The organism is Vibrio sp. 10N.222.52.B12 (assembly GCF_002875385.1).
GTDB classification, from domain to species: Bacteria; Pseudomonadota; Gammaproteobacteria; order Enterobacterales; family Vibrionaceae; genus Vibrio; species Vibrio jasicida.
Genome location: NZ_MDAW01000107.1, coordinates 1 through 18,310 on the forward strand (window position 1 = coordinate 1; position 18,310 = coordinate 18,310).

The window sequence follows — 18,310 nt, forward strand, 5'->3', positions numbered from 1 at the left end:
CCGCTTATCCGCGATGAACCAAAGAAAAGGGTCATGCCTTTCCATATCGAATATGGTGGCATGACCCTTTTTCATTTCTTGAGGGTGATTACTTCACTTCCCACTCAATTTTTTCATTTGCGCGGATTGGCACAACGATGTCGCTGCCGAATGGCATTGTTTCTGGTACATCCCACGCTGTTTTTTCTAGCGTGACGGTATCTGTGTTACGAGCGATGCCGTAAAAATCAGGGCCGTTTAAGCTTGCGAATGCTTCTAGGTTTTCTAGCTTGCCTTCGTTCTCAAAGACCTCTGCGTAAAGTTCTAGTGCTGCGTGTGCAGTGTAAGACCCAGCACAACCACAAGCCGACTCTTTTGCGCCTTTTGCGTGTGGTGCTGAATCCGTACCTAGGAAGAATTTCTTGCTGCCGCTTGTTGCTGCTTCGATAAGCGCTTGTTGGTGGGTATTGCGCTTAAGAATTGGCAGACAGTAGAAGTGTGGCTTAATGCCGCCGACTAGCATGTGGTTACGGTTGAACAGCAGGTGGTGAGCGGTGATAGTTGCTGCAACGTTATCTGAAGCCTTGTTGACGAAGTGCGCTGCGTCAGCTGTAGTGATGTGCTCAAGAACGATCTTTAGGTTAGGGAAGTCGTTGACGATAGGAGCAAGAACCGTATCAAGGAATTCCTTCTCACGGTCGAAGATATCAACGTGATTGTGTGTTACTTCTCCGTGAACCAAAAGAAGCACGCCTACTTCTTCCATCGCTTCGAATACATGGTAGATATTTTTCGCGTCTGTTACACCTGAGTCTGAGTTTGTTGTTGCACCTGCTGGGTATAGCTTAGCAGCAACGATGTGACCGCTTGCTTTTGCTTTACGGATTTCATCAGGTGTTGTGTTGTCTGTCAGGTAAAGCGCCATAAGAGGTTCAAATTGCTCACCGTGTTGTTCAGCAAGGATACGATCACGGTAGGCTAGCGCCATGTCAGTATTGGTAACAGGTGGGACGGTGTTTGGCATGATCAGTGCGCGGCCGTTGTAACGGCTAATATCACGAACGGTATCTTTTAAAACGTCACCATCGCGTAAGTGAACGTGCCAGTCGTCAGGACGAGTAATAGTCAGTGTTGTCATTAATTGCTCCCACCATTAATAAAGTTGTGATTGGAGCCTAAACGCTGCATTTACCTCAAGAGCAAACGCTTGCGCTTAGGCGACAGGATGATAGTGGAATTGCCATTCTATTTCATCCCATTTTTCACATTTCTTTACGATAGGAGCTCAGGTGGTTACTTCATCGTCAACCAAAGTGCGTGAATCGTACCTGGTAGGAAGAAGAAGAACGTCAGGATAAGGTTGATGAAGAAGTCTTTCTCTAGACCTTTTTCCATGTAAACCGCCACTGGTGGAAGGAAGATACAAAGTAGAATTAGAATCAGTTTATTAGTATCCATGGTCTATGCTCCGGATAGGTTATTTAAAGGTGTCAAAAAGTTGGCGAATTATGTGCGCTATATCACTTTTTGGCAATCCAGTTTCGTCAGGAATATGCAAATTTATGGGACTCTGTTCATAAAATGAGACGCATAAGTTGGTATTCCAACGATGTTGATTGCCACGCACGGAAGATACCTCAGACAAATTGATGTTTTATAGGCACTTGGGTCATCAAACGTATGAGGATATGATAGTCCAATAATTAAAAAGTATCGTTAGGAAGAAAGCCATGTCGCAGTCAGTTTTGTCTCAAATCAATGTGTTCCCAGTAAAGTCGGTGGGTGGTGTTGCCCTTTCATCAGCTTGGGTTGAGAAGCAAGGCCTCAGTTTTGATCGTCGATTTATGATCGCGACGTCTGATGGTTCAATGGTTACGGCAAGAAAATTCCCGCAAATGGTCACCATTAAATCCGCGTTGTTGCCAGATGGCATTGTATTTAGCAGTTTGGGTGAAGAGCCACTTAAAATCCGCTACCAAGATTTCAAAATGCAGGAAGCGCCTGCAACGGTTTGGAAAGACAGTTTTACTGCATATACCACCACTGACGAAGCGGATGATTGGTTTAGTAAAGTGTTAGGTCTTCGCGTTGAGTTACTTTTTACTGGTGAGCAATCCAATCGTGTAAGAGAGAAGTTGGGTCACAACGTTAGCTTTGCCGATGGTTATCCAGTGCTTGTTATCAGTGAAGCGTCACTGGAAGAGTTAAATCGCAGAAGCTCTGAGCAGCACTCAATGGATCAATTCCGAACCAACCTAGTGGTATCTGACACCAAGCCATTTGAAGAAGACTCATGGAAACGTATTCGCATTGGTGAAGTCGAATTTGAATCTGTAAAACCTTGTGAGCGTTGCATCCTAACCACCGTTAACACTCAACGCGGTACATTCCGAGAAAGCAAAGAGCCACTCAAAACACTGCAAGAATTCCGCGCGAATGAGCGTGGCGGTGTATTCTTTGGCCAAAACCTTGTTGCTCTTAATGAAGGCATTATTCGTTCTGGTGACAAAGTCGAAGTGCTGGAATACAAAGAGCCAGAGTTCTATCCGGATAACTCTCCTCATCGAATGACGCTCACTTGTGTTGAACGAGAAGAGATTGCGCGCGACTTCGTAACCTTATGGCTTGAGCCAAGTAAAGGTCAGTTACCAACGTACTTACCGGGTCAGCATTTACCTATCGAAGTGGATATAGAAGGTAAGAAAGTAGGGCGTCGTTATACGTTGTCTTCGAGCCCTTCTCGCCCGGGGCGCTACGCAATTTCGGTCAAGCGTGTTTCTGGTGGTCGCGTTTCTAATGCACTTCTCGACAACTTACAAGTGGGTGATGTGCTTGAAGCTGAAACGCCAGATGGCCAATTCCACCTAAAAGAGCATTCAGTTCAACCTCTACTCTTGTTGTCTGCTGGTAGCGGCGTAACACCTATGCTGTCGATGGTTCGTTACTTGGCTGATCACAACCAACTCGATGATGTGGTGTTCTACCACCAGTGCAGCAGCGAGATTGATATTCCATGCAAAGAGGAGCTCGATGAACTAAAACGTCAGCATCCGGGATTAGATGTGAAGATTTGCTTAACTCAGCCAGCAGTGGATTGGTTTGGCCTGAAAGGACGCATTAGCCTGTCTCATATCAAGCAGATCAAAGACGTTGAGCAGCGACAGGTGTTTGTTTGTGGTCCTGATGGTTTTATGCAAAAGGCGAAAAACCTCCTATTCAAGAAAGGGCTACCGGAAGACAACTATCATCAAGAAGCATTCGGCGTTGCGGCTACCACAGCCAAGCCAGAGAAAAGTGTTGAGATTGAATTCAACGGCTTTAAGTTGATGGGAAACAACCAGCAGACATTGCTTGAACAAGTTGAAAATGCAGGCAAAAGCATTAGCAACAGCTGTCGAGCAGGCTTGTGTGGCGCTTGCAAGGTTCAAATGGAATCAGGGCAGGTCGATCATCCGGATGTCCCTGCGATAAGTGCTGAGGAGCGTGCGATGGGTAAAGTGCTCGCATGTTGTGCTATTCCGCAGACGGACGTGACAATCACAGACTAATTGCCATAAAGACGGATCGCAATCAGTAAAAAACGCCGCTAACGTAGCGGCGTTTTTTATCTATCTCAGAGCGGTTTCAGAAACGAGTCGCTCAGAAATAAAATTGCAATTTAGTCGTAGATCGTTGGGATCGGCTGACGTTTGTGCTGCGTGGCCTTGTAAATTGACACCAGACGGTCACTCACTTGTTCCGAAACAGGTTTGCCTTCTAAGAAGTCGTCAATCTGTTCGTAAGAGAGATTCAGTGCGTCTTCATCTGCTTTTTGAGGATCAAGTTCTTCTAAATCTGCAGTCGGTACTTTCTTTACTAGTTGTTCCGGTGCACTCAGCGTTGCCGCGACTTCGCGTACTTGACGTTTGCTCAAGCCGAATAGTGGTGCCATATCACAAGCGCCATCACCAAACTTAGTGTAAAAACCGGTAATGTTCTCAGCCGAGTGGTCAGTGCCTAAAACTAGGCCGCCTACGTAACCTGCGATTTCATATTGAGCAGCCATGCGGGCACGTGCTTTTACGTTACCTTTTACAAAGTCGACTTTTGCAGCGTCAGTTGGCAGAAGGCCAGTACCTTCCAATGCAACATGAGATGCAGAGTGAAGACCATCTACGCCCGCTTTTATGTTTACAGATACAGAATGAGTTGGTTGGATAAAGGCAAGAGCAAGTTGTGCTTCGTCTTCATCCTTTTGCTCACCGTAAGGTAAACGAACGGCGATAAACTGGTAGCTATTGTCGCCAGCTTCTTCGTTCAGTTGGTCCACAGCCAGTTGAGCCAAACGACCACATGTCGTTGAGTCAACGCCACCGCTGATGCCAAGAACAAGAGACTTACAGCCTGCTTCTTGCAATTTACGCTTGATAAAAGCGACACGGCGCTCGATTTCGAAATGCGGGTCGATTGATGGGAGAACTCGCATTTCATCGCGGATGGATTGTTCCATTTCGGGTTCCTTTTCCTGCAAATACATCAGACACTAAATTAGTCGGAATGTGTTCATACTTAGGCCTACGTTTATTGTTCACAATTGGCGGGAAAGCGTTCAATTGATGTTCATAAACGTCGCATTAGTGTCAAAAAACTCTAAAGATTAGTAGTATCATACCGAATTCATCGGATTAGAAAACTCTCTTCAACCAGGTAATCACCGGATATGAAAAAAATCGCCGTTTTTGGTAGCGCATTTAACCCACCAAGCTTAGGGCATAAAAGCGTGATCGAGTCCTTAAGTCACTTCGACCTCGTGCTTCTGGAGCCTAGTATTGCACATGCTTGGGGCAAAAATATGTTGGACTATCCAATCCGGTGCAAGTTGGTCGATGCCTTTATTAAAGACATGGGGCTTTCCAACGTTCAACGTTCAGACTTAGAGCAAAGTTTGTACCAACCAGGACAAAGTGTGACGACTTTTGCGTTATTAGAAAAAATTCAAGAAATCCACACGCAAGCCGATATAACTTTTGTCATTGGTCCTGACAATTTCTTCAAATTTGCTAAATTTTACAAAGCAGAAGAAATTACGGAACGTTGGACTGTGATGGCGTGCCCTGAGAAAGTTAAAATCAGAAGCACAGACATACGAGATGCTTTACTCGCTGATAAAGACATCAGTGCATTTACAACATCAACAGTCCGTGACATTTTACAAAGCGAACGCTTATACAAAGAAACGTTATCTGGTAACTAAGAGGTCAGATTTTCATGGTCAGAATAGTGGTATTTAGTGCATGCACGTTGCTTGTTGTTACACAAGCCAGCTTCGCGTGTAACTATTTGTCTGATCGTTCTGTTGTATTCGCTGATAACACCATGCCCATTTGTGAAGACATTTTTGATAGTGTCGGTGTGCTCAGTGTGGATACGCTCAATTGGTATGAGGCGGAAGAAAGACCGCTTGATGAGCCCACAGAAAACTACTGGGATGAGTGGGCGATTAAGTCGGAAGACACGCCATTGCTGACTCAAAGCTTGGAAAGTAACTATTTTGGCTTGGGTGTCTGGATGCCAGAAGAGTTGAGAGACGATGAAAGCAAAATGACAACCGAAGAATGGCTGAAGAGTCATGGGTTAATGTTCAGTATCGGTTTTGGGGACAAAAGTGATGGTGAACCAAGAATGCGCTTCGATTATCGTTGGCACGAATACTACGATGCTGACTGGATGATGCAGATAGAAGTCCCGTTCTAAATAACACTTCTTAATCAAAAAGGGCGTACATCATGTACGCCCTTTTTGATTCTAAGTTGGTAGTTGGTTACAGTGCTTCCCCAAACACTAAAAAGCACAACTGTTCGTATTCTTCTTCATTACCAGCAAACAAACGCTCGACGATGTCCATTTGCTTTTTGCCAGACAGTTTCATTTTACGAGCTTCTCTTAGTGTTAGCACCAAACACAACTCGATTGAAATTGGTGATTCGCAACCAGGTTTCCATTGATTTATCAAGCTTGTGAGGTGTGAGCCCGTCAGTTTTGGCTTCAATTCCAACGCCTCATATTTGGCGACTGTCAACAAATCCAGTTGTTTTTCACTGCGTGGTTCGGTGGTTACCAGTTTATCCATTAGCGCTTTTAATAGAGCGGAAGGTTTTACAAAGCCGGCTTGTTGAGCAAACTCATCGTTCAAACGCACAGAAAAATCACAACGAGTAGTGCGAGTATTTGGTAAAAAGGTGAGGGAGCTCAAACATCCCTGAGGAATCCAAAAATACTGACCTGGTTCGATGGCATACTCTTGTTTACCCAATTTTATGATCGCCAAACCCTCGACTACTAACAGTAGCGTGTGTTTTAGCGCTTTCTTACGCGCAGCAACATTGAGAAAAGGGTAATTTGCGTCGTGAAATTCAATTGCGTAGTTCATTGTGAATACCAGAGTTCTTGGGGCGCTAAGGTTAACGTTAAACCCTTAGAATGCCAACCGAATAACAGAATTTTTTGCGAATAGAAATTGTAAAACGACTGGTATGACCATGTTAAAAGTATGGATTGAAATGCTGCTACTTGGCAAAACAATGCGTAAAATGTGCCAGCTTTTTTTGAAATGAATTGAATAATGACAGCCAATACCGATCCTTATATTGAAATTCGTCCATACAATGACGAAGAGATTCCAGCTGCGCTGGACCGCCTTATCCAAGACGATGAGTTTATCAGCGCGATTTTAGAGCACCGTTTCGCAAATAAAGCGAACTGGTTCAAAACATTCATGAGCCCGATTATCCGCGTCTACTTAAAAGCGAAGTGGAGCAAGCTGAACTCCGTAGAAGCGATTCAACTTGAAGTTAAGAAGTATCTTCAAGATACGTTGAATACGACGACGGATGGTGTGACCTTTTCCGGCTTGGACAAGCTAGATAAAGAAACTTCTTATTTATTTGTGTCTAACCACCGCGATATCGCTATGGATCCTGCGCTTGTTAATTACGGTTTGCATCAGACCGATCATCGCACTGTGCGCATTGCTATTGGTGACAACTTGCTTAAGAAGCCTTGTGCGACAGAACTCATGAAGCTTAACAAGAGTTTCATTGTAAAACGTTCGGCAAAAGGCCCGAGAGAGATGATGAAAACGCTGGGTCAATTATCTGGATATATCAAGCACTCTCTTGATACGGGTAACTCAATTTGGATTGCCCAAAAAGAGGGGCGAGCAAAGGATGGGAATGATTTTACCGATCCTGCAATCCTTAAGATGTTCCACGTAGAAGGGCGCAAGCAAAAAATCAGCTTTGGCGAATACACTCGCTCGCTGAAAATCGTTCCAGTTTCTATTTCTTATCAGAATGACCCATGTGACCTTGCTAAGGCAAAAGAGCTGTACGAGAAAGCAGAAAAAGGTAGCTACGAGAAGGGTGAGTTTGAAGATATCGAGAGTATTATCCAAGGTATCGTAGGCTACAAAGGCAAAGTTCATGTTGCGTTTGGTGATGTGGTTGATCAAGAGTTCGAAACACCTGAAGAACTTGCAAATGAAATTGATCGTCAAATCCATAACAATTACCGAGTGTTCCCGATGAACTTGCTTGCAGCGGGTCGAGAAGATGACACGATCACCGAATTGGTTAAGTCTCAGTTAGCAGAAAAGCTTGAGCAACTGCCAGCTGGCGCACATAGCTATTTAGTCGCAAGCTATGCAAATCCAGTCAATAACCAAGAATAGCCGGGCTTTAGAGATATGATTGCTCAGCGTTAACATTGTGAGGAACGGGTAGGATCTTTAGCCGATGTGTTATTTGATTTTTCGCTCGTTCTTCTCATTCTGTTCTAAGGTGCAACGGCGCCACCTAAGGTCAAGTTCGTTGGCCACTTTGATATACGATTCCCACCTAAGAAAATGTTGCCATTGACTGTCATGGTCTCTGGGAATTCGGTGAGTTTTGAACCACTGATATACAAATTCCCCTCTACGACAAGGCCTTCAGGTAATTGAGTTAGCGGCGTTCTAATCACACTCAAGTCCCCCTTCACTCGCAGTCGAGTCGGTAAGCTTTGCAAAGGGGTATCTGTCAAATTTAGGTAACCCCCAAGCTTCACCCCTCGTGGCCAACGTTCGATTTTGCTGCCCAATAGATTTGCATACCCTTTGATCTTAGTCCCTGACCTAATGGTTTTAAGCGAGCTGTTGGTGGCCTCCAAGCTACCCCCTACGTCAAGCCCTCTAGGAAGTTTGGTAATTGGGGTTTGCGAGATATTCAAATTACCTTTAACGATGAACCCGTCGGGCAACTGAGAATAAGGTTTGTTGCGTAGGTCAACATTGCCGTAGTTGTCTGTATGGCCAAATTTGGAGTAGTAATCGAGCTCGTATGCAGCAGGGTTCGTACTTATGGCCATTAAGGTAAGAAAGAGAGGGAATACACGCATTATCGCTACTTCAACAAAAATTTACGAGAAAAGAATAACGTAAAGCGAGTAGGGCTTCTAGAGCGAGAGATATAAAGAATATGAGATGCTGCCAAGAACCAAAAATGGCTTCTTGTTAGTATGTTACCAAGATAAAGGGGAGAGCCATGGATAAAAAACCGATAGCTTGCATCACCATAAGTATTGTCAGCGTATTACTTTCTGGCTCGGTGATGGCGAAATCTTACAGTACGCCTGAGGCCAAAGCACTGGTTGCGGCAGACGGTAAATTAGGGCAGCGGGTTTGTTACTACGATGATAAAGCCTACACGACTGGAGCGGTATTGAGTGTTGACGGTGTTTTATTGGTCTGTACTGACGAAAATGACTTTGAAACGAATGGCGCGTTAAAGTGGGTGGTATTTAAGCAAGAAAAGTAATGTCACTTATTACAAGAGCGCTAAAAACACAAAAGCGAGCAGAGTGCTCGCTTTTTTACTCTTATAACTTTGATTTTTAACGCGCTAGAGAGCGAGTTTTCAGTTCAAAGATTAGCTTTTCAGCGCTAACTTCAAACTTGAAGCGAGCGGTGAGCTCTTTTGATTCTTCAGTGAGTTCAGAAACGTTGTATTCAACGCCGGCACACACTGTTGTCGCCATTTCGATGTATTTCGCCAACTCAGCTTCTAGTGCTGCTTTAGTTTCTGCGAAAATCGTTACGTCAGCAACATCGTCGCCTTCTTTGATGATAAAACCCATTTCACCAGCGCAACCGCAAGCTTCACAAACTTGGCTTTCTTCTAATTCGACACTCATAACGAATCCTCTTGTAAATACTGTGGGTATTCTATCAGGTATTTGATCTCTATCTACAAAAATGAATGATTTTGGATAAAAAAGGCACGGTATGTTATGTTGTTAACAAGGGGTTAATTAAATTCATTAGAACTTCCTTAATAAAATTAATGTGATATGTATCAATATTTAAAATCAATTAACCTAGATATTCGTGAGATTTTTGTCAGGTGAGTTGAACTGGGGTTCAATTTATAAGACTATTTCCGGATTAATTATTTTTACATAATTATCATTCTTAGCCTGAGAATAGTTTCGATGAATGATTTGGTGCAAGGTTTTGATGGAGTGGACTTTTCGCCATATTTTGAGTCACATGTATTGACAGAAATATCACTGTAAATTGCACGTTACGCAGTGCATTTTAGTTATGATTGACCCTCTAATTTGATGTTAGGGGCGTACAGTACATAATGCTGAGGATGATTTTCATTCTGGCCCTCATTTAATTGTGAGTTAGATGGATTTACAAAGAGAAGAGCTTAAAATATGCCAAAGCGTAGTAAAGAAGATACCGAAATCACTATCCAGAAAATCATGGATGCCGTTGTTGATCAGCTTCTAAGACTTGGTTATGACAAAATGTCTTACACCACGTTAAGTCAACAGACAGGTGTATCGCGTACAGGTATTAGCCACCATTTCCCTAAGAAAACGGATTTTACCGCCGCGTTAGACGGTCGTATTTTCAAAATGTTCGTAGAGCATCTAGAATTTGATAAAGGTCTAGAAGCGTTTTCGAAGAGCTGGATTAAAGCTCTAGAAGATACTGAATTCTTAGCGATCTTGCGTCTATTGTTCCACCATATCGTCACTTCAGAAAGTGCACATGAGTTTGCAGCAAACGGTATTGACCGTTTGTACAAAATGGCTGAGAGCCAATTCGGTGCTGGTAGTGACAAAGAGTTAGAGTGGTTAATTGGTCGTTCGTTGATTCAGATGAGCAAATAAAACCAGAATAAAGAAAGCCCCGCATTATGCGGGGCTTTTTCTTATTTAATATATTGAACCGGACAATCTGTTCGTTAAGACTGCTATTTAAGCCGCTGCATGGACTTGTGGGAAATCCAAGGTCGGGTGCTTAGTGACGATAGAGCGATAGCCATAGACTTGTTCAATGCGTTCTGGTGTCAAAGCGTTCCACGGGTTGTCATCACAAACCAGTTTGCCATCATGAAGTAAAACCAATCTATCAGCGTACTGTGACGCTAGATTTAAATCATGTAATACAACCACAACGGCCGCATTGTTTGCTTTGGCTGCTTCACGTGCGATCTTGAGCGTGTTGTGCTGGTGGGCAAGATCGAGTGCTGAAGTCGGCTCATCCAGCATCAGTATTTTTTTGTCGCCAGCTTGATGAAGCTGAGTTAATACTCGCGCAAGATGTAAGCGCTGCTTTTCACCACCAGAAAGAGCAGGGTAGAGGCTATCTGCAAGGTGAGATACGTCAGTCTGCTCCATGTACTGCAAAGCTAATTGTGTGGTTTCTTTGTTAGTTATCGACAACGGAATTGCGCCTAACTCTACAACTTCTCGAGCTAAGAACGGAAAAGTTAACGTGCTGTGTTGTGGTAACATCGCAATGTGTTTTGCGCTTTCAGCGGGCTCCCAATCGTTTTTTTGTTTGCCAAAGTACTCAATGTCATGTTGAGAAGGGATCTCGCCGCATAGGAGTTTTAATAACGTGCTTTTACCAGCGCCATTTGGTCCAAGTAAGGCGGTAACTTCTCCTGCTCGAATATCAATACTGATGTCATCAAGTACGATTCGGCTGCCATACCTCATGGAGATATTTCTGCCTGACATAACCGTTGGATTCATTACAGGATCTTCCCTTTTTGTTGGAACAATAAGTAGATAAAGAACGGCGCACCAATAAGTGCAGTTACGATACCTACCGGCAGTTCAGCTGGAGTAACAACAACTCGTGCGAACATGTCCGCAGCGGTTAATAGCAAGGCTCCCATTAGTGCTGAGATTGGTAGTAAGGTTCTATGGTCAGGCCCAGCTAACATTCTTCCTAAATGAGGAATGACGAGGCCGATAAAGCCGATGGCACCACAAATACTCACCGTAATACCAACGCCGACAGCAGAAAGTAATATCAACTGACGCTTAAGCTTTTGCACGGGTACACCCAAGTGCCTTGCTTCGGATTCACCTAATAGCAGCGCATTAAGTGACATTGCTTTTTTCTGGAACCAAAAAAGAAGAATCACGAGCGTCACTGCTGCTAGACCAATACCAGACCAGTTTGCTCCTGCTAAAGATCCCATCGACCAAAGCGTAAGGTCGCGAAGCATTTGGTCATCGGCGATAAAGTTCATAAAACCAATAGCGGCACCAGAAAGGGCACTGATTGCAACACCAGCCAAGAGCATAATGGTCACGGAAGTGCCAAATTTGTTCGTTCCTAGCCAATAAACCAATACGGTTGTAATTGCACCACCAAGAAAAGCAAAGAAAGGCAGCGCGGCTAAGTTCATTAGCTGAGGGTAGTTTTGGCTAAAATCCGCAAAGACTACAATAGCGAAAGCCCCGCCAAGAGCGGCTCCTGCAGAAACACCAATGATGCCTGGTTCAGCAAGAGGGTTTCGGAAAAGTCCTTGCATAACCACACCACAAATCGCAAGGATGGCACCAATGAACATGCATAGGATAGTGCGTGGTAAGCGTATTTCGTTAATGACTAGTTGGATGTGAGGAGCAAGGTCAGACCCTGCTCCGCTCAGGCTTCGTAGGCTGTCTGCGAAGCTGATATTCATGGGACCTACTGTGATTGAAGCTACAGCTATAAAGGCTAATATACCGGATAAAGCAAGTAGAATAGTAGATAAAGGGATACGTCTTAACAGCATTGAATCTCTCTACGGGTATAGTAACTCGTTTAGGCGTTTAGCTTCAGATAGGCTTTTTAGACCCAAACCACCGACTAATGCGTGACCATCAATCGTAACGATGTTCTTAGTCATACCTGCTGGCGTTGCAGCAAGTAGTGGCATCGCTTTTAAAATTGCATCAGCGCCACCCATAGTCTGGTAACTACGGCCACTCACTAAGATAACGTCTGGTTGCATTTCAACCATAGCTTCTGTTGATAGCGGCTTGTATGAAGACAGTTTACTTGCCGCTGGGTTCTCACCGCCGGCGAGAGTAATAATGGCATCTGGTGTCGTTTCTGAACCTGCAACGTTTGCGGCACGACCTTCATGAATCAGCAAGAAAAGGACTTTCTTTTTCTCCGCTTTTTCTGGTTGGTTGCCTTCTAGGGCTTGAACTTGTGCTTCAACTTCTTTCTTTAGTGTTGTGGCTTCAGTTTCACGATGCATGATGCCAGCAATTTGGTCGATACGATGAATCAAACCATCAACGTTTGCTTCTGTATTTACGACCTCAACGTCGACACCTGCTGATTTTAACTGGTCAAGCGTTGTATTCGGGCCCATTTCATCAGAACCAATCACTTTTGTTGGGCTTAGAGCTAATAAGCCTTCCGCGGATAGACGACGGTGATAACCTACTTTAGGTAACTCCATTTCTTTAGGAAGCTGACTCGTCACGTCAACTGCGACTAGGCTTTCTTTTGCATCAAGGGCGATGAGGAGTTCAGTTACCGCACTACCTGCACTGACAACTCGTTCCTTTGAAAGGGCTTCGTTAGCAAATAGGTTCGCACTTGCAAGCATAGTCACTGCTACGGTTAAGGCGGTACGAACTGGCAATAGTGTTTTGTTCATGAGTTTATTCTCTGTCTTATGTTCTTTTTATTGCGACTCTTCAGTTAACAACTGAGTCGCCTGAATTCCGTTTTCTTGTAAAAAGCCAAGAAGCTTAACGAGGGATTGAATATCAGCGGTTTTTTCTGCGCCAATCACAATAGGTTTGTCGGTTGATTTGCTCTCTTCGAGTAAGGCAAGAGTAAAGTTTTCCCAGTCGATATACGTTTTCCCATTGATAGCCCAAAAAGGTTCTTCTTTGAGGATGTTGACCGTAATGGATTGTTTATCAACTTCGGCAACGGCCTGAGAATCTGTACTTGGTAAACTGACATCCAGAGAGTCGAGCTTGACTGCTGCAGTCAACATCAAGAACACCATTACAATAAAGATAATATCCAGTAACGGGGTTAGGTCCGGTGTTAAACCATGGCTGTTATTGTCTTGAGGTGCTTTAATCATGAGCTTCTCGCCTCAACATGATCAGCAACCGTTGCGATTTCTTTGTTGTTTTCTGGAGAAACGTGTTGCAAAGAAATGCCTTCTAACCAGAGGTTTACATAGTTCAGTGTGTGCTCAAGCTTAGCGATAACGCGATCAGCCCAAAGACCAATCAGTTGTGCGCCAGAAATTGCGGGCAATGCAATGATCAAACCCGCTGCGGTCGTGCGCATTGCCAGACCTAGGCCATCAGCCAGATCGTTTGGCGTGATGTTACCTGTAGAAGACGCAATGCCTTTAAACATATCGATCAGGCCAAGAACGGTACCTAACAGCCCGATTAGCGGACTGATCACACCAATGAGTGTCAAAAGACGCAGACCGGAATGTAATTGATGACGCTTTTCTTGCAACCAGATTCCTGCCGCGTCTTCACGAAGTGACTTAGAGAAAGAATGGTGAGCAAGTAACATCGCGACACCACGATAAAGAAGAGGTCGCTTGCCAGAAAGATCGTCTGCAAGTGCTTCGATATCTTTGCTGTTTGTTGGGTCTAGGGTTTTGAGCTTTTGACGAATTGCTCTTTTGCCTACTCCAAGACTAACAAATACTTGGAAAAGTCTTTCCGCAATGATCATGACTGTTAAAGCAGAACAAATAATTAAAGGCCAAGTCATAAGACCAAATTGGGTTTGTAAATGTTGTAGCTGTTCCATTATCCATCCAACTTAAAACGAACTGGGATTTGAACGCGGTGAGCAACTTGTTGCCCTCCAGAAATATGTGGTGAGAATTCCCATTGCTTTATCGCACGTAGCGCTGAAGCATCGAGCATTTCTGCACCGGAAGATTCAATAAGAACTTGTTTAACTTGATTGCCATTTGCATCAAGCCAAATTTCGTATAGTGCAACACCTTGAATGCCACGCTTACGAGCTGAACGAGGGTAGCGAGGCTGAACTGGTTGGGAGACAAAAGCTGGCTTATCGACTAGTACTGGTTCTGAAGTCGCACCTTTTGATTCATTTGTTGGTGCGGCTTTTTGCTCTTGTACTGGTTCTTTTGCGACTTTCTTCTCTACTTTTTCTTTTGGTTCCGGATCTTTTTTAGCCACTGGTTTCGTTGGTTGTGGCTTTTTAGGTGGCTTGATTGGTTCAGGTTCCTTTTTTACCGGTGGTTTTTTCTTTACAGCTTCTTTTTTAACGACGGGTTTTTCGATCGGCTTTTTAACTGGTTCTGGCTTAGGTTCCGGTTGCTTCTTGGTTTCAGTTTGCTTCTTCTCGACTTCCTCTTGAGGAGCCGGTTGCGCTTTAACAGGTTTAGGAGCCGAGACCAAATTCAGGCTTACTGTGCTTGCCGGATTTCCTGCAGGCATCGCAAAAACTTTTGTCTCTTGAGAGACAAAAAGAAGCGCTGCATGAATCGCAAGTGAGGCGCCTCCGGCAATGACATATCTTTGTAGGTTCACGGGTAAATCTCGGTGTTGCTAATAATTATCAAGTTGGGACTGATTATCACTTACAAAGGAAATAAGATCAATTATCAATTGCATTATCATTACGCGCAAATTATGATCTTTGCAGTTTTTTTGAAATGAGCCTCAATCCTTTGTGTGGTGGGCTTTAAGTGAGTAAATATGAGCGTCGATATTTATAAATTTGACGAATCAATCCTTGGGAGTGATAGCCCGGATCCATTGCGCTTTGCTTTTGTGAAAAAGCACTCTGCGCATGCAGGTGGTAGTAGCATGCCAGTGCCGCCGCCACAACAAGGAGATATTCTTTCAAGGATTACGTCTGAAACGACGGCAAAGAACAATAAGCGTTGCTTGTACATTCACGTTCCATTTTGTCGTGTGCGTTGTACTTTCTGTAACTTCTTCCAAAATGCTGCCAGCCGTAAGTTAGTCGATGAATACTTTGATGCTCTGATGAAAGAGCTAAAAGAGAAAGCGGCGATGCCGTGGACGCAAAGTGGCATCTTCCATGCGGTTTACATCGGCGGTGGTACGCCTACTGACTTATCTGCAGACCAAGTTCGTATTCTAGGCCAGGCCATTCACGACTATTTCCCTCTCGCAGCTGACTGCGAAATTACACTTGAAGGTCGTATCAACCGATTCTCAGACGAGTTATATCAAGGTGCGCTAGACGGTGGATTCAACCGTTTCTCATTTGGCGTCCAGAGCTTTAATACCAAAGTTCGTCGTAGCGCTAAACGTCTAGATGACCGTGAAGATGTACTTCAGCGAGTAAGTGAGTTGGCGAAAGAAGACAGGATCCCTGTCATCATCGATTTGCTTTACGGCCTGCCTTATCAAACGAAAGAAGTTTTAGAGCAAGATCTTAAGGACTTTTTGTCTACAGGCGCTCATGGCTTGGACCTTTATCAGTTAGTGGTTGGTGGTACAGCGCCAATGCTCAATTTGGTTGAAAAAGGAAAAATGCCGCCACCTGCAACGACACCGGAAAAAGCGGGCATGTACGAGCTTGGCGCTAAGTTTATGGCAGAGCACCACATGAAGCCGCTTAGTGTTAACCACTGGGCGATCGATAACCGTGAACGCAGCTTATACAACAGCTTAGCGAAGACCTATGCAGAAGTATTGCCTGTCGGTTGTGGTGCGGGCGGTAACATCGGTGGTTACGGCATGATGCAGCACCGCACGCTAGACACTTACGTTAAAGCTGTAAATGAAGGGCAGAGCACCATCGCAATGATGATGAAGCAAAGCCCACTTGAGCCGCTATTCGCAGCGCTGAAGTCTGGCTTTGATCGAGGCATTGTTCAGGCGAGCAAGTTGCCAACATTTATGGGTGAAGACACCTTTAATTTCCTGATGCCACTATTCAAAGTTTGGCATGACAAGGGCTTAGTTGAGCTACAAGAGCGCAGTTTAATACTGACGTTAGCAGGTAGCTTCTGGGCTGTGTCTCTGGCTCAGGCATGTATTCAAGTACTGACTTCTGAAATGAACGAAAACGTACCAAAAGTATCTAACAATTAATCTGAAAGAAATGGAAAAAACAATGGAATCAATTAAGCAACAGGTCGAAGCCCTACTAGAACAAGAGCCGCAACTACTTCCAGCAGCAATGGCTGAGCGCCTTGGTGTATCAGAGTTTGATGTGGTAGCTGCACTTCCTCAAGAGATGGTTGCAGTAGCTCCTGGTGAGCAAGCACAAAGCATTTTAGAAGGTCTTGTTGGTTTTGGCCCAGTAACAACTATCGTTCATTCTTTTGGTTCTATCTTTGAAGTCAAAGCGCCGTTCCCGAAAGGTAAAGTTGCTCGTGGTTACTACAACCTTATGGGTAAAGAAGGTGAGCTTCATGGCCACCTAAAACTGGATAACGTGAAAAACATTGCCCTAGTAAGCAAGCCTTTCATGGGCCGTGAGAGCCATTACTTTGGTTTCTTCTCTGAGTGTGGCAGCAACATCTTTAAGATTTACCTAGGCCGCAATGAGAAGCGTGAGCTAATCGAAGATCAAGTAACAGCATTCCGTGCAATGCAAGCAGAGTTCAACAAGTAGTCTCGAATGAGCATGACACTGCACTAATTCGTTAGCGCAGTGTTATTTATTAAAGAATAACCGAGTTAAAACTCGGAACAACAAACAAGTAAAGTTAGGTATCAAAATGGATCAGCAAGTTAAACAAGAGCGTTTACAAGGTCGTCTAGGACCAGAAATCAAGGAATTTCGTCAGGAGCGCCGTACAATTCAATTAGCAACCGTTGATGCGGAAGGCCGTCCAAACGTAAGTTACGCACCATACGTTCAAAACCAGGAAGGTTACTTCGTTCTTATTTCTCAGATTGCTCGTCACGCACGCAACCTACTAGAGAATCCAAACGTATCTTTGATGATGATTGAAGACGAAGATTCATCGAAGCAGTTATTCGCTCGTAAGCGCCTAACGTTTGATGCGGTTGCATCTGTTGTTGAGCGTGATACAGAGATGTGGCAACAAGTTGTTGGTCAAATGAAAGACCGTTTTGGTGAGATCATTGATGGTCTGAGCCAACTAGAAGACTTCGTTCTGTTCAACCTAAAAGCAGAACAAGGTCTATTCGTAAAAGGCTTTGGTCAAGCTTACCAAGTATCAGGCGATGATCTGGTTGATTTCGTTCACCTTCAAGAAGGACACAAGAAAATCGAAAACGCATAAGCCGATTTTCTAACTTATGATCGTCTAAACGGATGTGAATGCCCAAAGGGAGTTAGGTTATACTGACTCCCTTTTTTATTAGAGCAAAAGCACAGAGAAAGAGCATGAGACCAGTAAGCAAGGAACTTGGCGAGATTTGTTACCCATTCATCTATGAAGACAGCCCAGTATGTGACTTTGAAATCACCGCTGATGAGTTGTGTAGCCGAATTGGGCTGGTTCTATCGATGGAACTCGATGACTTTAGCCGCGACATACTGACTCGAATGCAGCCCAACGTATATCATGTGAATGGCTCTATCCGCGGAAAACTCGCGATTACAGAAGCGGAAGTCGATGAGCTAAAAGCCGATTACGATGCAATCAAGGCTCGTATCGATGGTGGCTTTAAAGGGTTTGTGCTTCCTAGCGGCCACCCAACGTCAAGCCAATTGCATTTGTGTCGTTGCCAAGCAAAGAAGGTGGTTCGTGCATTGGTTGCCGTTGAACATTCAGGTAAGAAACAACCCGCTCCGATTTTGTTCCGCTATTCAAACCTGCTCGCGAATGTGCTCTACAGTTTGGCGTCTTACATCAACCACATTTATCAAGTCGAAGAAACTGAGTTTGTGTCTCGCAGCTACACAATGCCAAGTAAATAGGCAAAATATCACCTAATAGTCTGAATTTAATGACTTTAAGCTAGCCGTCGCAGAGTTCTCATTCGAGTGCTGTAATTGCCTTTACCCATCTTTCTGTCTTTGTTTGAATAACGATTA

22 protein-coding genes are annotated in these 18,310 nt (G+C 44.2%); 10 read left to right on the forward strand and 12 right to left on the reverse strand.

Features of this window, described 5'->3' with window-relative positions; all coding sequences use genetic code 11:
• Nucleotides 1-88 precede the first annotated feature (88 nt).
• Together pyrC and BCT11_RS08335 are read right to left on the reverse strand one after the other, a co-directional pair.
• Nucleotides 89-1,117, reverse strand: coding sequence for a dihydroorotase (gene pyrC, locus BCT11_RS08325; RefSeq protein WP_102387933.1), 1,029 nt, complete (start codon nt 1,115-1,117; stop codon nt 89-91).
• Between the two features lie 155 nt (nt 1,118-1,272).
• A complete protein-coding gene (locus tag BCT11_RS08335) occupies nt 1,273-1,437 on the reverse strand; it encodes a YqaE/Pmp3 family membrane protein (RefSeq protein ID WP_005453437.1) in 165 nt (54 codons plus the stop codon).
• Nucleotides 1,438-1,709: 272 nt separating this feature from the next.
• On the opposite strand from BCT11_RS08335, the gene BCT11_RS08340 reads away from it, so the two are divergent.
• Nucleotides 1,710-3,527, forward strand: coding sequence for a hybrid-cluster NAD(P)-dependent oxidoreductase (locus BCT11_RS08340; protein WP_102387934.1), 1,818 nt, complete (start codon nt 1,710-1,712; stop codon nt 3,525-3,527).
• A gap of 110 nt (nt 3,528-3,637) precedes the next feature.
• Here the strand turns inward: BCT11_RS08340 and nadE are convergent, their stop codons facing one another.
• On the reverse strand, nt 3,638-4,468 hold the full coding sequence (nadE, locus tag BCT11_RS08345) for an ammonia-dependent NAD(+) synthetase (RefSeq protein WP_038867235.1): 831 nt from the start codon (nt 4,466-4,468) through the stop codon (nt 3,638-3,640).
• Nucleotides 4,469-4,678: 210 nt separating this feature from the next.
• Between nadE and BCT11_RS08350 the strand changes: the two genes are divergently transcribed.
• Both BCT11_RS08350 and BCT11_RS08355 read left to right on the forward strand, forming a co-directional pair.
• Entirely contained in the window at nt 4,679-5,212 is a 534-nt protein-coding gene (locus BCT11_RS08350) for a nicotinate-nicotinamide nucleotide adenylyltransferase (RefSeq protein WP_038867237.1), read from the forward strand.
• A gap of 14 nt (nt 5,213-5,226) precedes the next feature.
• Nucleotides 5,227-5,712, forward strand: a complete 486-nt coding sequence (locus tag BCT11_RS08355; RefSeq protein ID WP_038867242.1) for a hypothetical protein — start codon at nt 5,227-5,229, stop codon at nt 5,710-5,712.
• 67 nt (nt 5,713-5,779) lie between these two features.
• On the opposite strand, the gene BCT11_RS08360 is transcribed toward BCT11_RS08355, so the two are convergent.
• Entirely contained in the window at nt 5,780-6,388 is a 609-nt protein-coding gene (locus BCT11_RS08360) for an AraC family ligand binding domain-containing protein (protein WP_039975031.1), read from the reverse strand.
• Nucleotides 6,389-6,580: 192 nt separating this feature from the next.
• Here BCT11_RS08360 and BCT11_RS08365 point away from each other — a divergent pair, with 192 nt between their 5' ends.
• On the forward strand, nt 6,581-7,687 hold the full coding sequence (locus BCT11_RS08365) for a 1-acyl-sn-glycerol-3-phosphate acyltransferase (protein WP_102387935.1): 1,107 nt from the start codon (nt 6,581-6,583) through the stop codon (nt 7,685-7,687).
• A 104-nt stretch (nt 7,688-7,791) separates the two neighbouring features.
• On the opposite strand, the gene BCT11_RS08370 is transcribed toward BCT11_RS08365, so the two are convergent.
• Complete coding sequence (locus tag BCT11_RS08370; RefSeq protein ID WP_038867245.1) at nt 7,792-8,391, reverse strand: hypothetical protein; 600 nt, start codon at nt 8,389-8,391, stop codon at nt 7,792-7,794.
• A 146-nt stretch (nt 8,392-8,537) separates the two neighbouring features.
• Between BCT11_RS08370 and BCT11_RS08375 the strand changes: the two genes are divergently transcribed.
• Nucleotides 8,538-8,810 carry a YnjH family protein gene (locus BCT11_RS08375; protein WP_102387936.1) on the forward strand — a complete coding sequence of 91 codons (273 nt, stop codon included), beginning with the start codon at nt 8,538-8,540 and terminating at the stop codon, nt 8,808-8,810.
• Between the two features lie 76 nt (nt 8,811-8,886).
• Here the strand turns inward: BCT11_RS08375 and BCT11_RS08380 are convergent, their stop codons facing one another.
• Nucleotides 8,887-9,186, reverse strand: coding sequence for a YfcZ/YiiS family protein (locus BCT11_RS08380; RefSeq protein ID WP_039975028.1), 300 nt, complete (start codon nt 9,184-9,186; stop codon nt 8,887-8,889).
• A gap of 528 nt (nt 9,187-9,714) precedes the next feature.
• On the opposite strand from BCT11_RS08380, the gene BCT11_RS08385 reads away from it, so the two are divergent.
• Entirely contained in the window at nt 9,715-10,176 is a 462-nt protein-coding gene (locus BCT11_RS08385; RefSeq protein WP_038867249.1) for a TetR/AcrR family transcriptional regulator, read from the forward strand.
• Between the two features lie 87 nt (nt 10,177-10,263).
• On the opposite strand, the gene BCT11_RS08390 is transcribed toward BCT11_RS08385, so the two are convergent.
• Genes BCT11_RS08390 through BCT11_RS08415 form a run of 6 tightly spaced genes read right to left on the reverse strand, consistent with a single transcriptional unit; the run spans nt 10,264 to nt 14,850 of the window.
• Nucleotides 10,264-11,046 (reverse strand): heme ABC transporter ATP-binding protein, encoded by a 783-nt coding sequence (locus BCT11_RS08390; RefSeq protein ID WP_038867251.1) that lies wholly within the window; start codon nt 11,044-11,046, stop codon nt 10,264-10,266.
• Nucleotides 11,046-12,083, reverse strand: coding sequence for an iron ABC transporter permease (locus tag BCT11_RS08395; RefSeq protein ID WP_038867253.1), 1,038 nt, complete (start codon nt 12,081-12,083; stop codon nt 11,046-11,048). Before BCT11_RS08395 ends, BCT11_RS08390 begins: the two co-directional genes overlap by 1 nt.
• Before the next feature lie 9 nt (nt 12,084-12,092).
• Nucleotides 12,093-12,962 carry an ABC transporter substrate-binding protein gene (locus tag BCT11_RS08400; protein ID WP_102387937.1) on the reverse strand — a complete coding sequence of 290 codons (870 nt, stop codon included), beginning with the start codon at nt 12,960-12,962 and terminating at the stop codon, nt 12,093-12,095.
• Nucleotides 12,963-12,989: 27 nt separating this feature from the next.
• On the reverse strand, nt 12,990-13,403 hold the full coding sequence (locus BCT11_RS08405) for a biopolymer transporter ExbD (RefSeq protein ID WP_038867257.1): 414 nt from the start codon (nt 13,401-13,403) through the stop codon (nt 12,990-12,992).
• Nucleotides 13,400-14,098, reverse strand: coding sequence for a MotA/TolQ/ExbB proton channel family protein (locus BCT11_RS08410; protein WP_042600147.1), 699 nt, complete (start codon nt 14,096-14,098; stop codon nt 13,400-13,402). The genes BCT11_RS08405 and BCT11_RS08410 overlap by 4 nt, the downstream gene beginning before the upstream one ends.
• A complete protein-coding gene (locus tag BCT11_RS08415; protein ID WP_039975025.1) occupies nt 14,098-14,850 on the reverse strand; it encodes an energy transducer TonB in 753 nt (250 codons plus the stop codon). Before BCT11_RS08415 ends, BCT11_RS08410 begins: the two co-directional genes overlap by 1 nt.
• A gap of 168 nt (nt 14,851-15,018) precedes the next feature.
• On the opposite strand from BCT11_RS08415, the gene hutW reads away from it, so the two are divergent.
• The 4 genes from hutW (at nt 15,019) to BCT11_RS08435 (ending at nt 18,193) form a co-directional block, all read left to right on the forward strand.
• Entirely contained in the window at nt 15,019-16,389 is a 1,371-nt protein-coding gene (gene hutW / locus BCT11_RS08420; RefSeq protein ID WP_102387938.1) for a heme anaerobic degradation radical SAM methyltransferase ChuW/HutW, read from the forward strand.
• Nucleotides 16,390-16,411: 22 nt separating this feature from the next.
• Nucleotides 16,412-16,915, forward strand: a complete 504-nt coding sequence (gene hutX / locus BCT11_RS08425) for a heme utilization cystosolic carrier protein HutX (RefSeq protein WP_038867262.1) — start codon at nt 16,412-16,414, stop codon at nt 16,913-16,915.
• Between the two features lie 106 nt (nt 16,916-17,021).
• Nucleotides 17,022-17,552, forward strand: a complete 531-nt coding sequence (hutZ, locus tag BCT11_RS08430; protein WP_045398522.1) for a heme utilization protein HutZ — start codon at nt 17,022-17,024, stop codon at nt 17,550-17,552.
• Between the two features lie 104 nt (nt 17,553-17,656).
• Nucleotides 17,657-18,193, forward strand: coding sequence for an ATP:cob(I)alamin adenosyltransferase (locus tag BCT11_RS08435; protein ID WP_102387939.1), 537 nt, complete (start codon nt 17,657-17,659; stop codon nt 18,191-18,193).
• The last annotated feature ends 117 nt before the right edge of the window (nt 18,194-18,310 follow it).

What these genes read in the sequence shown, in the direction of transcription:
- pyrC (WP_102387933.1), bottom strand. Translation starts at nt 1,117, where the DNA reads ATGACAACACTGACTATTACTCGTCCTGACGACTGGCACGTTCACTTA.
- BCT11_RS08335 (WP_005453437.1), bottom strand. Translation starts at nt 1,437, where the DNA reads ATGGATACTAATAAACTGATTCTAATTCTACTTTGTATCTTCCTTCCA.
- BCT11_RS08340 (WP_102387934.1), top strand. Translation starts at nt 1,710, where the DNA reads ATGTCGCAGTCAGTTTTGTCTCAAATCAATGTGTTCCCAGTAAAGTCG.
- nadE (WP_038867235.1), bottom strand. Translation starts at nt 4,468, where the DNA reads ATGGAACAATCCATCCGCGATGAAATGCGAGTTCTCCCATCAATCGAC.
- BCT11_RS08350 (WP_038867237.1), top strand. Translation starts at nt 4,679, where the DNA reads ATGAAAAAAATCGCCGTTTTTGGTAGCGCATTTAACCCACCAAGCTTA.
- BCT11_RS08355 (WP_038867242.1), top strand. Translation starts at nt 5,227, where the DNA reads ATGGTCAGAATAGTGGTATTTAGTGCATGCACGTTGCTTGTTGTTACA.
- BCT11_RS08360 (WP_039975031.1), bottom strand. Translation starts at nt 6,388, where the DNA reads ATGAACTACGCAATTGAATTTCACGACGCAAATTACCCTTTTCTCAAT.
- BCT11_RS08365 (WP_102387935.1), top strand. Translation starts at nt 6,581, where the DNA reads ATGACAGCCAATACCGATCCTTATATTGAAATTCGTCCATACAATGAC.
- BCT11_RS08370 (WP_038867245.1), bottom strand. Translation starts at nt 8,391, where the DNA reads ATGCGTGTATTCCCTCTCTTTCTTACCTTAATGGCCATAAGTACGAAC.
- BCT11_RS08375 (WP_102387936.1), top strand. Translation starts at nt 8,538, where the DNA reads ATGGATAAAAAACCGATAGCTTGCATCACCATAAGTATTGTCAGCGTA.
- BCT11_RS08380 (WP_039975028.1), bottom strand. Translation starts at nt 9,186, where the DNA reads ATGAGTGTCGAATTAGAAGAAAGCCAAGTTTGTGAAGCTTGCGGTTGC.
- BCT11_RS08385 (WP_038867249.1), top strand. Translation starts at nt 9,715, where the DNA reads ATGCCAAAGCGTAGTAAAGAAGATACCGAAATCACTATCCAGAAAATC.
- BCT11_RS08390 (WP_038867251.1), bottom strand. Translation starts at nt 11,046, where the DNA reads ATGAATCCAACGGTTATGTCAGGCAGAAATATCTCCATGAGGTATGGC.
- BCT11_RS08395 (WP_038867253.1), bottom strand. Translation starts at nt 12,083, where the DNA reads ATGCTGTTAAGACGTATCCCTTTATCTACTATTCTACTTGCTTTATCC.
- BCT11_RS08400 (WP_102387937.1), bottom strand. Translation starts at nt 12,962, where the DNA reads ATGAACAAAACACTATTGCCAGTTCGTACCGCCTTAACCGTAGCAGTG.
- BCT11_RS08405 (WP_038867257.1), bottom strand. Translation starts at nt 13,403, where the DNA reads ATGATTAAAGCACCTCAAGACAATAACAGCCATGGTTTAACACCGGAC.
- BCT11_RS08410 (WP_042600147.1), bottom strand. Translation starts at nt 14,098, where the DNA reads ATGGAACAGCTACAACATTTACAAACCCAATTTGGTCTTATGACTTGG.
- hutW (WP_102387938.1), top strand. Translation starts at nt 15,019, where the DNA reads ATGAGCGTCGATATTTATAAATTTGACGAATCAATCCTTGGGAGTGAT.
- hutX (WP_038867262.1), top strand. Translation starts at nt 16,412, where the DNA reads ATGGAATCAATTAAGCAACAGGTCGAAGCCCTACTAGAACAAGAGCCG.
- hutZ (WP_045398522.1), top strand. Translation starts at nt 17,022, where the DNA reads ATGGATCAGCAAGTTAAACAAGAGCGTTTACAAGGTCGTCTAGGACCA.
- BCT11_RS08435 (WP_102387939.1), top strand. Translation starts at nt 17,657, where the DNA reads ATGAGACCAGTAAGCAAGGAACTTGGCGAGATTTGTTACCCATTCATC.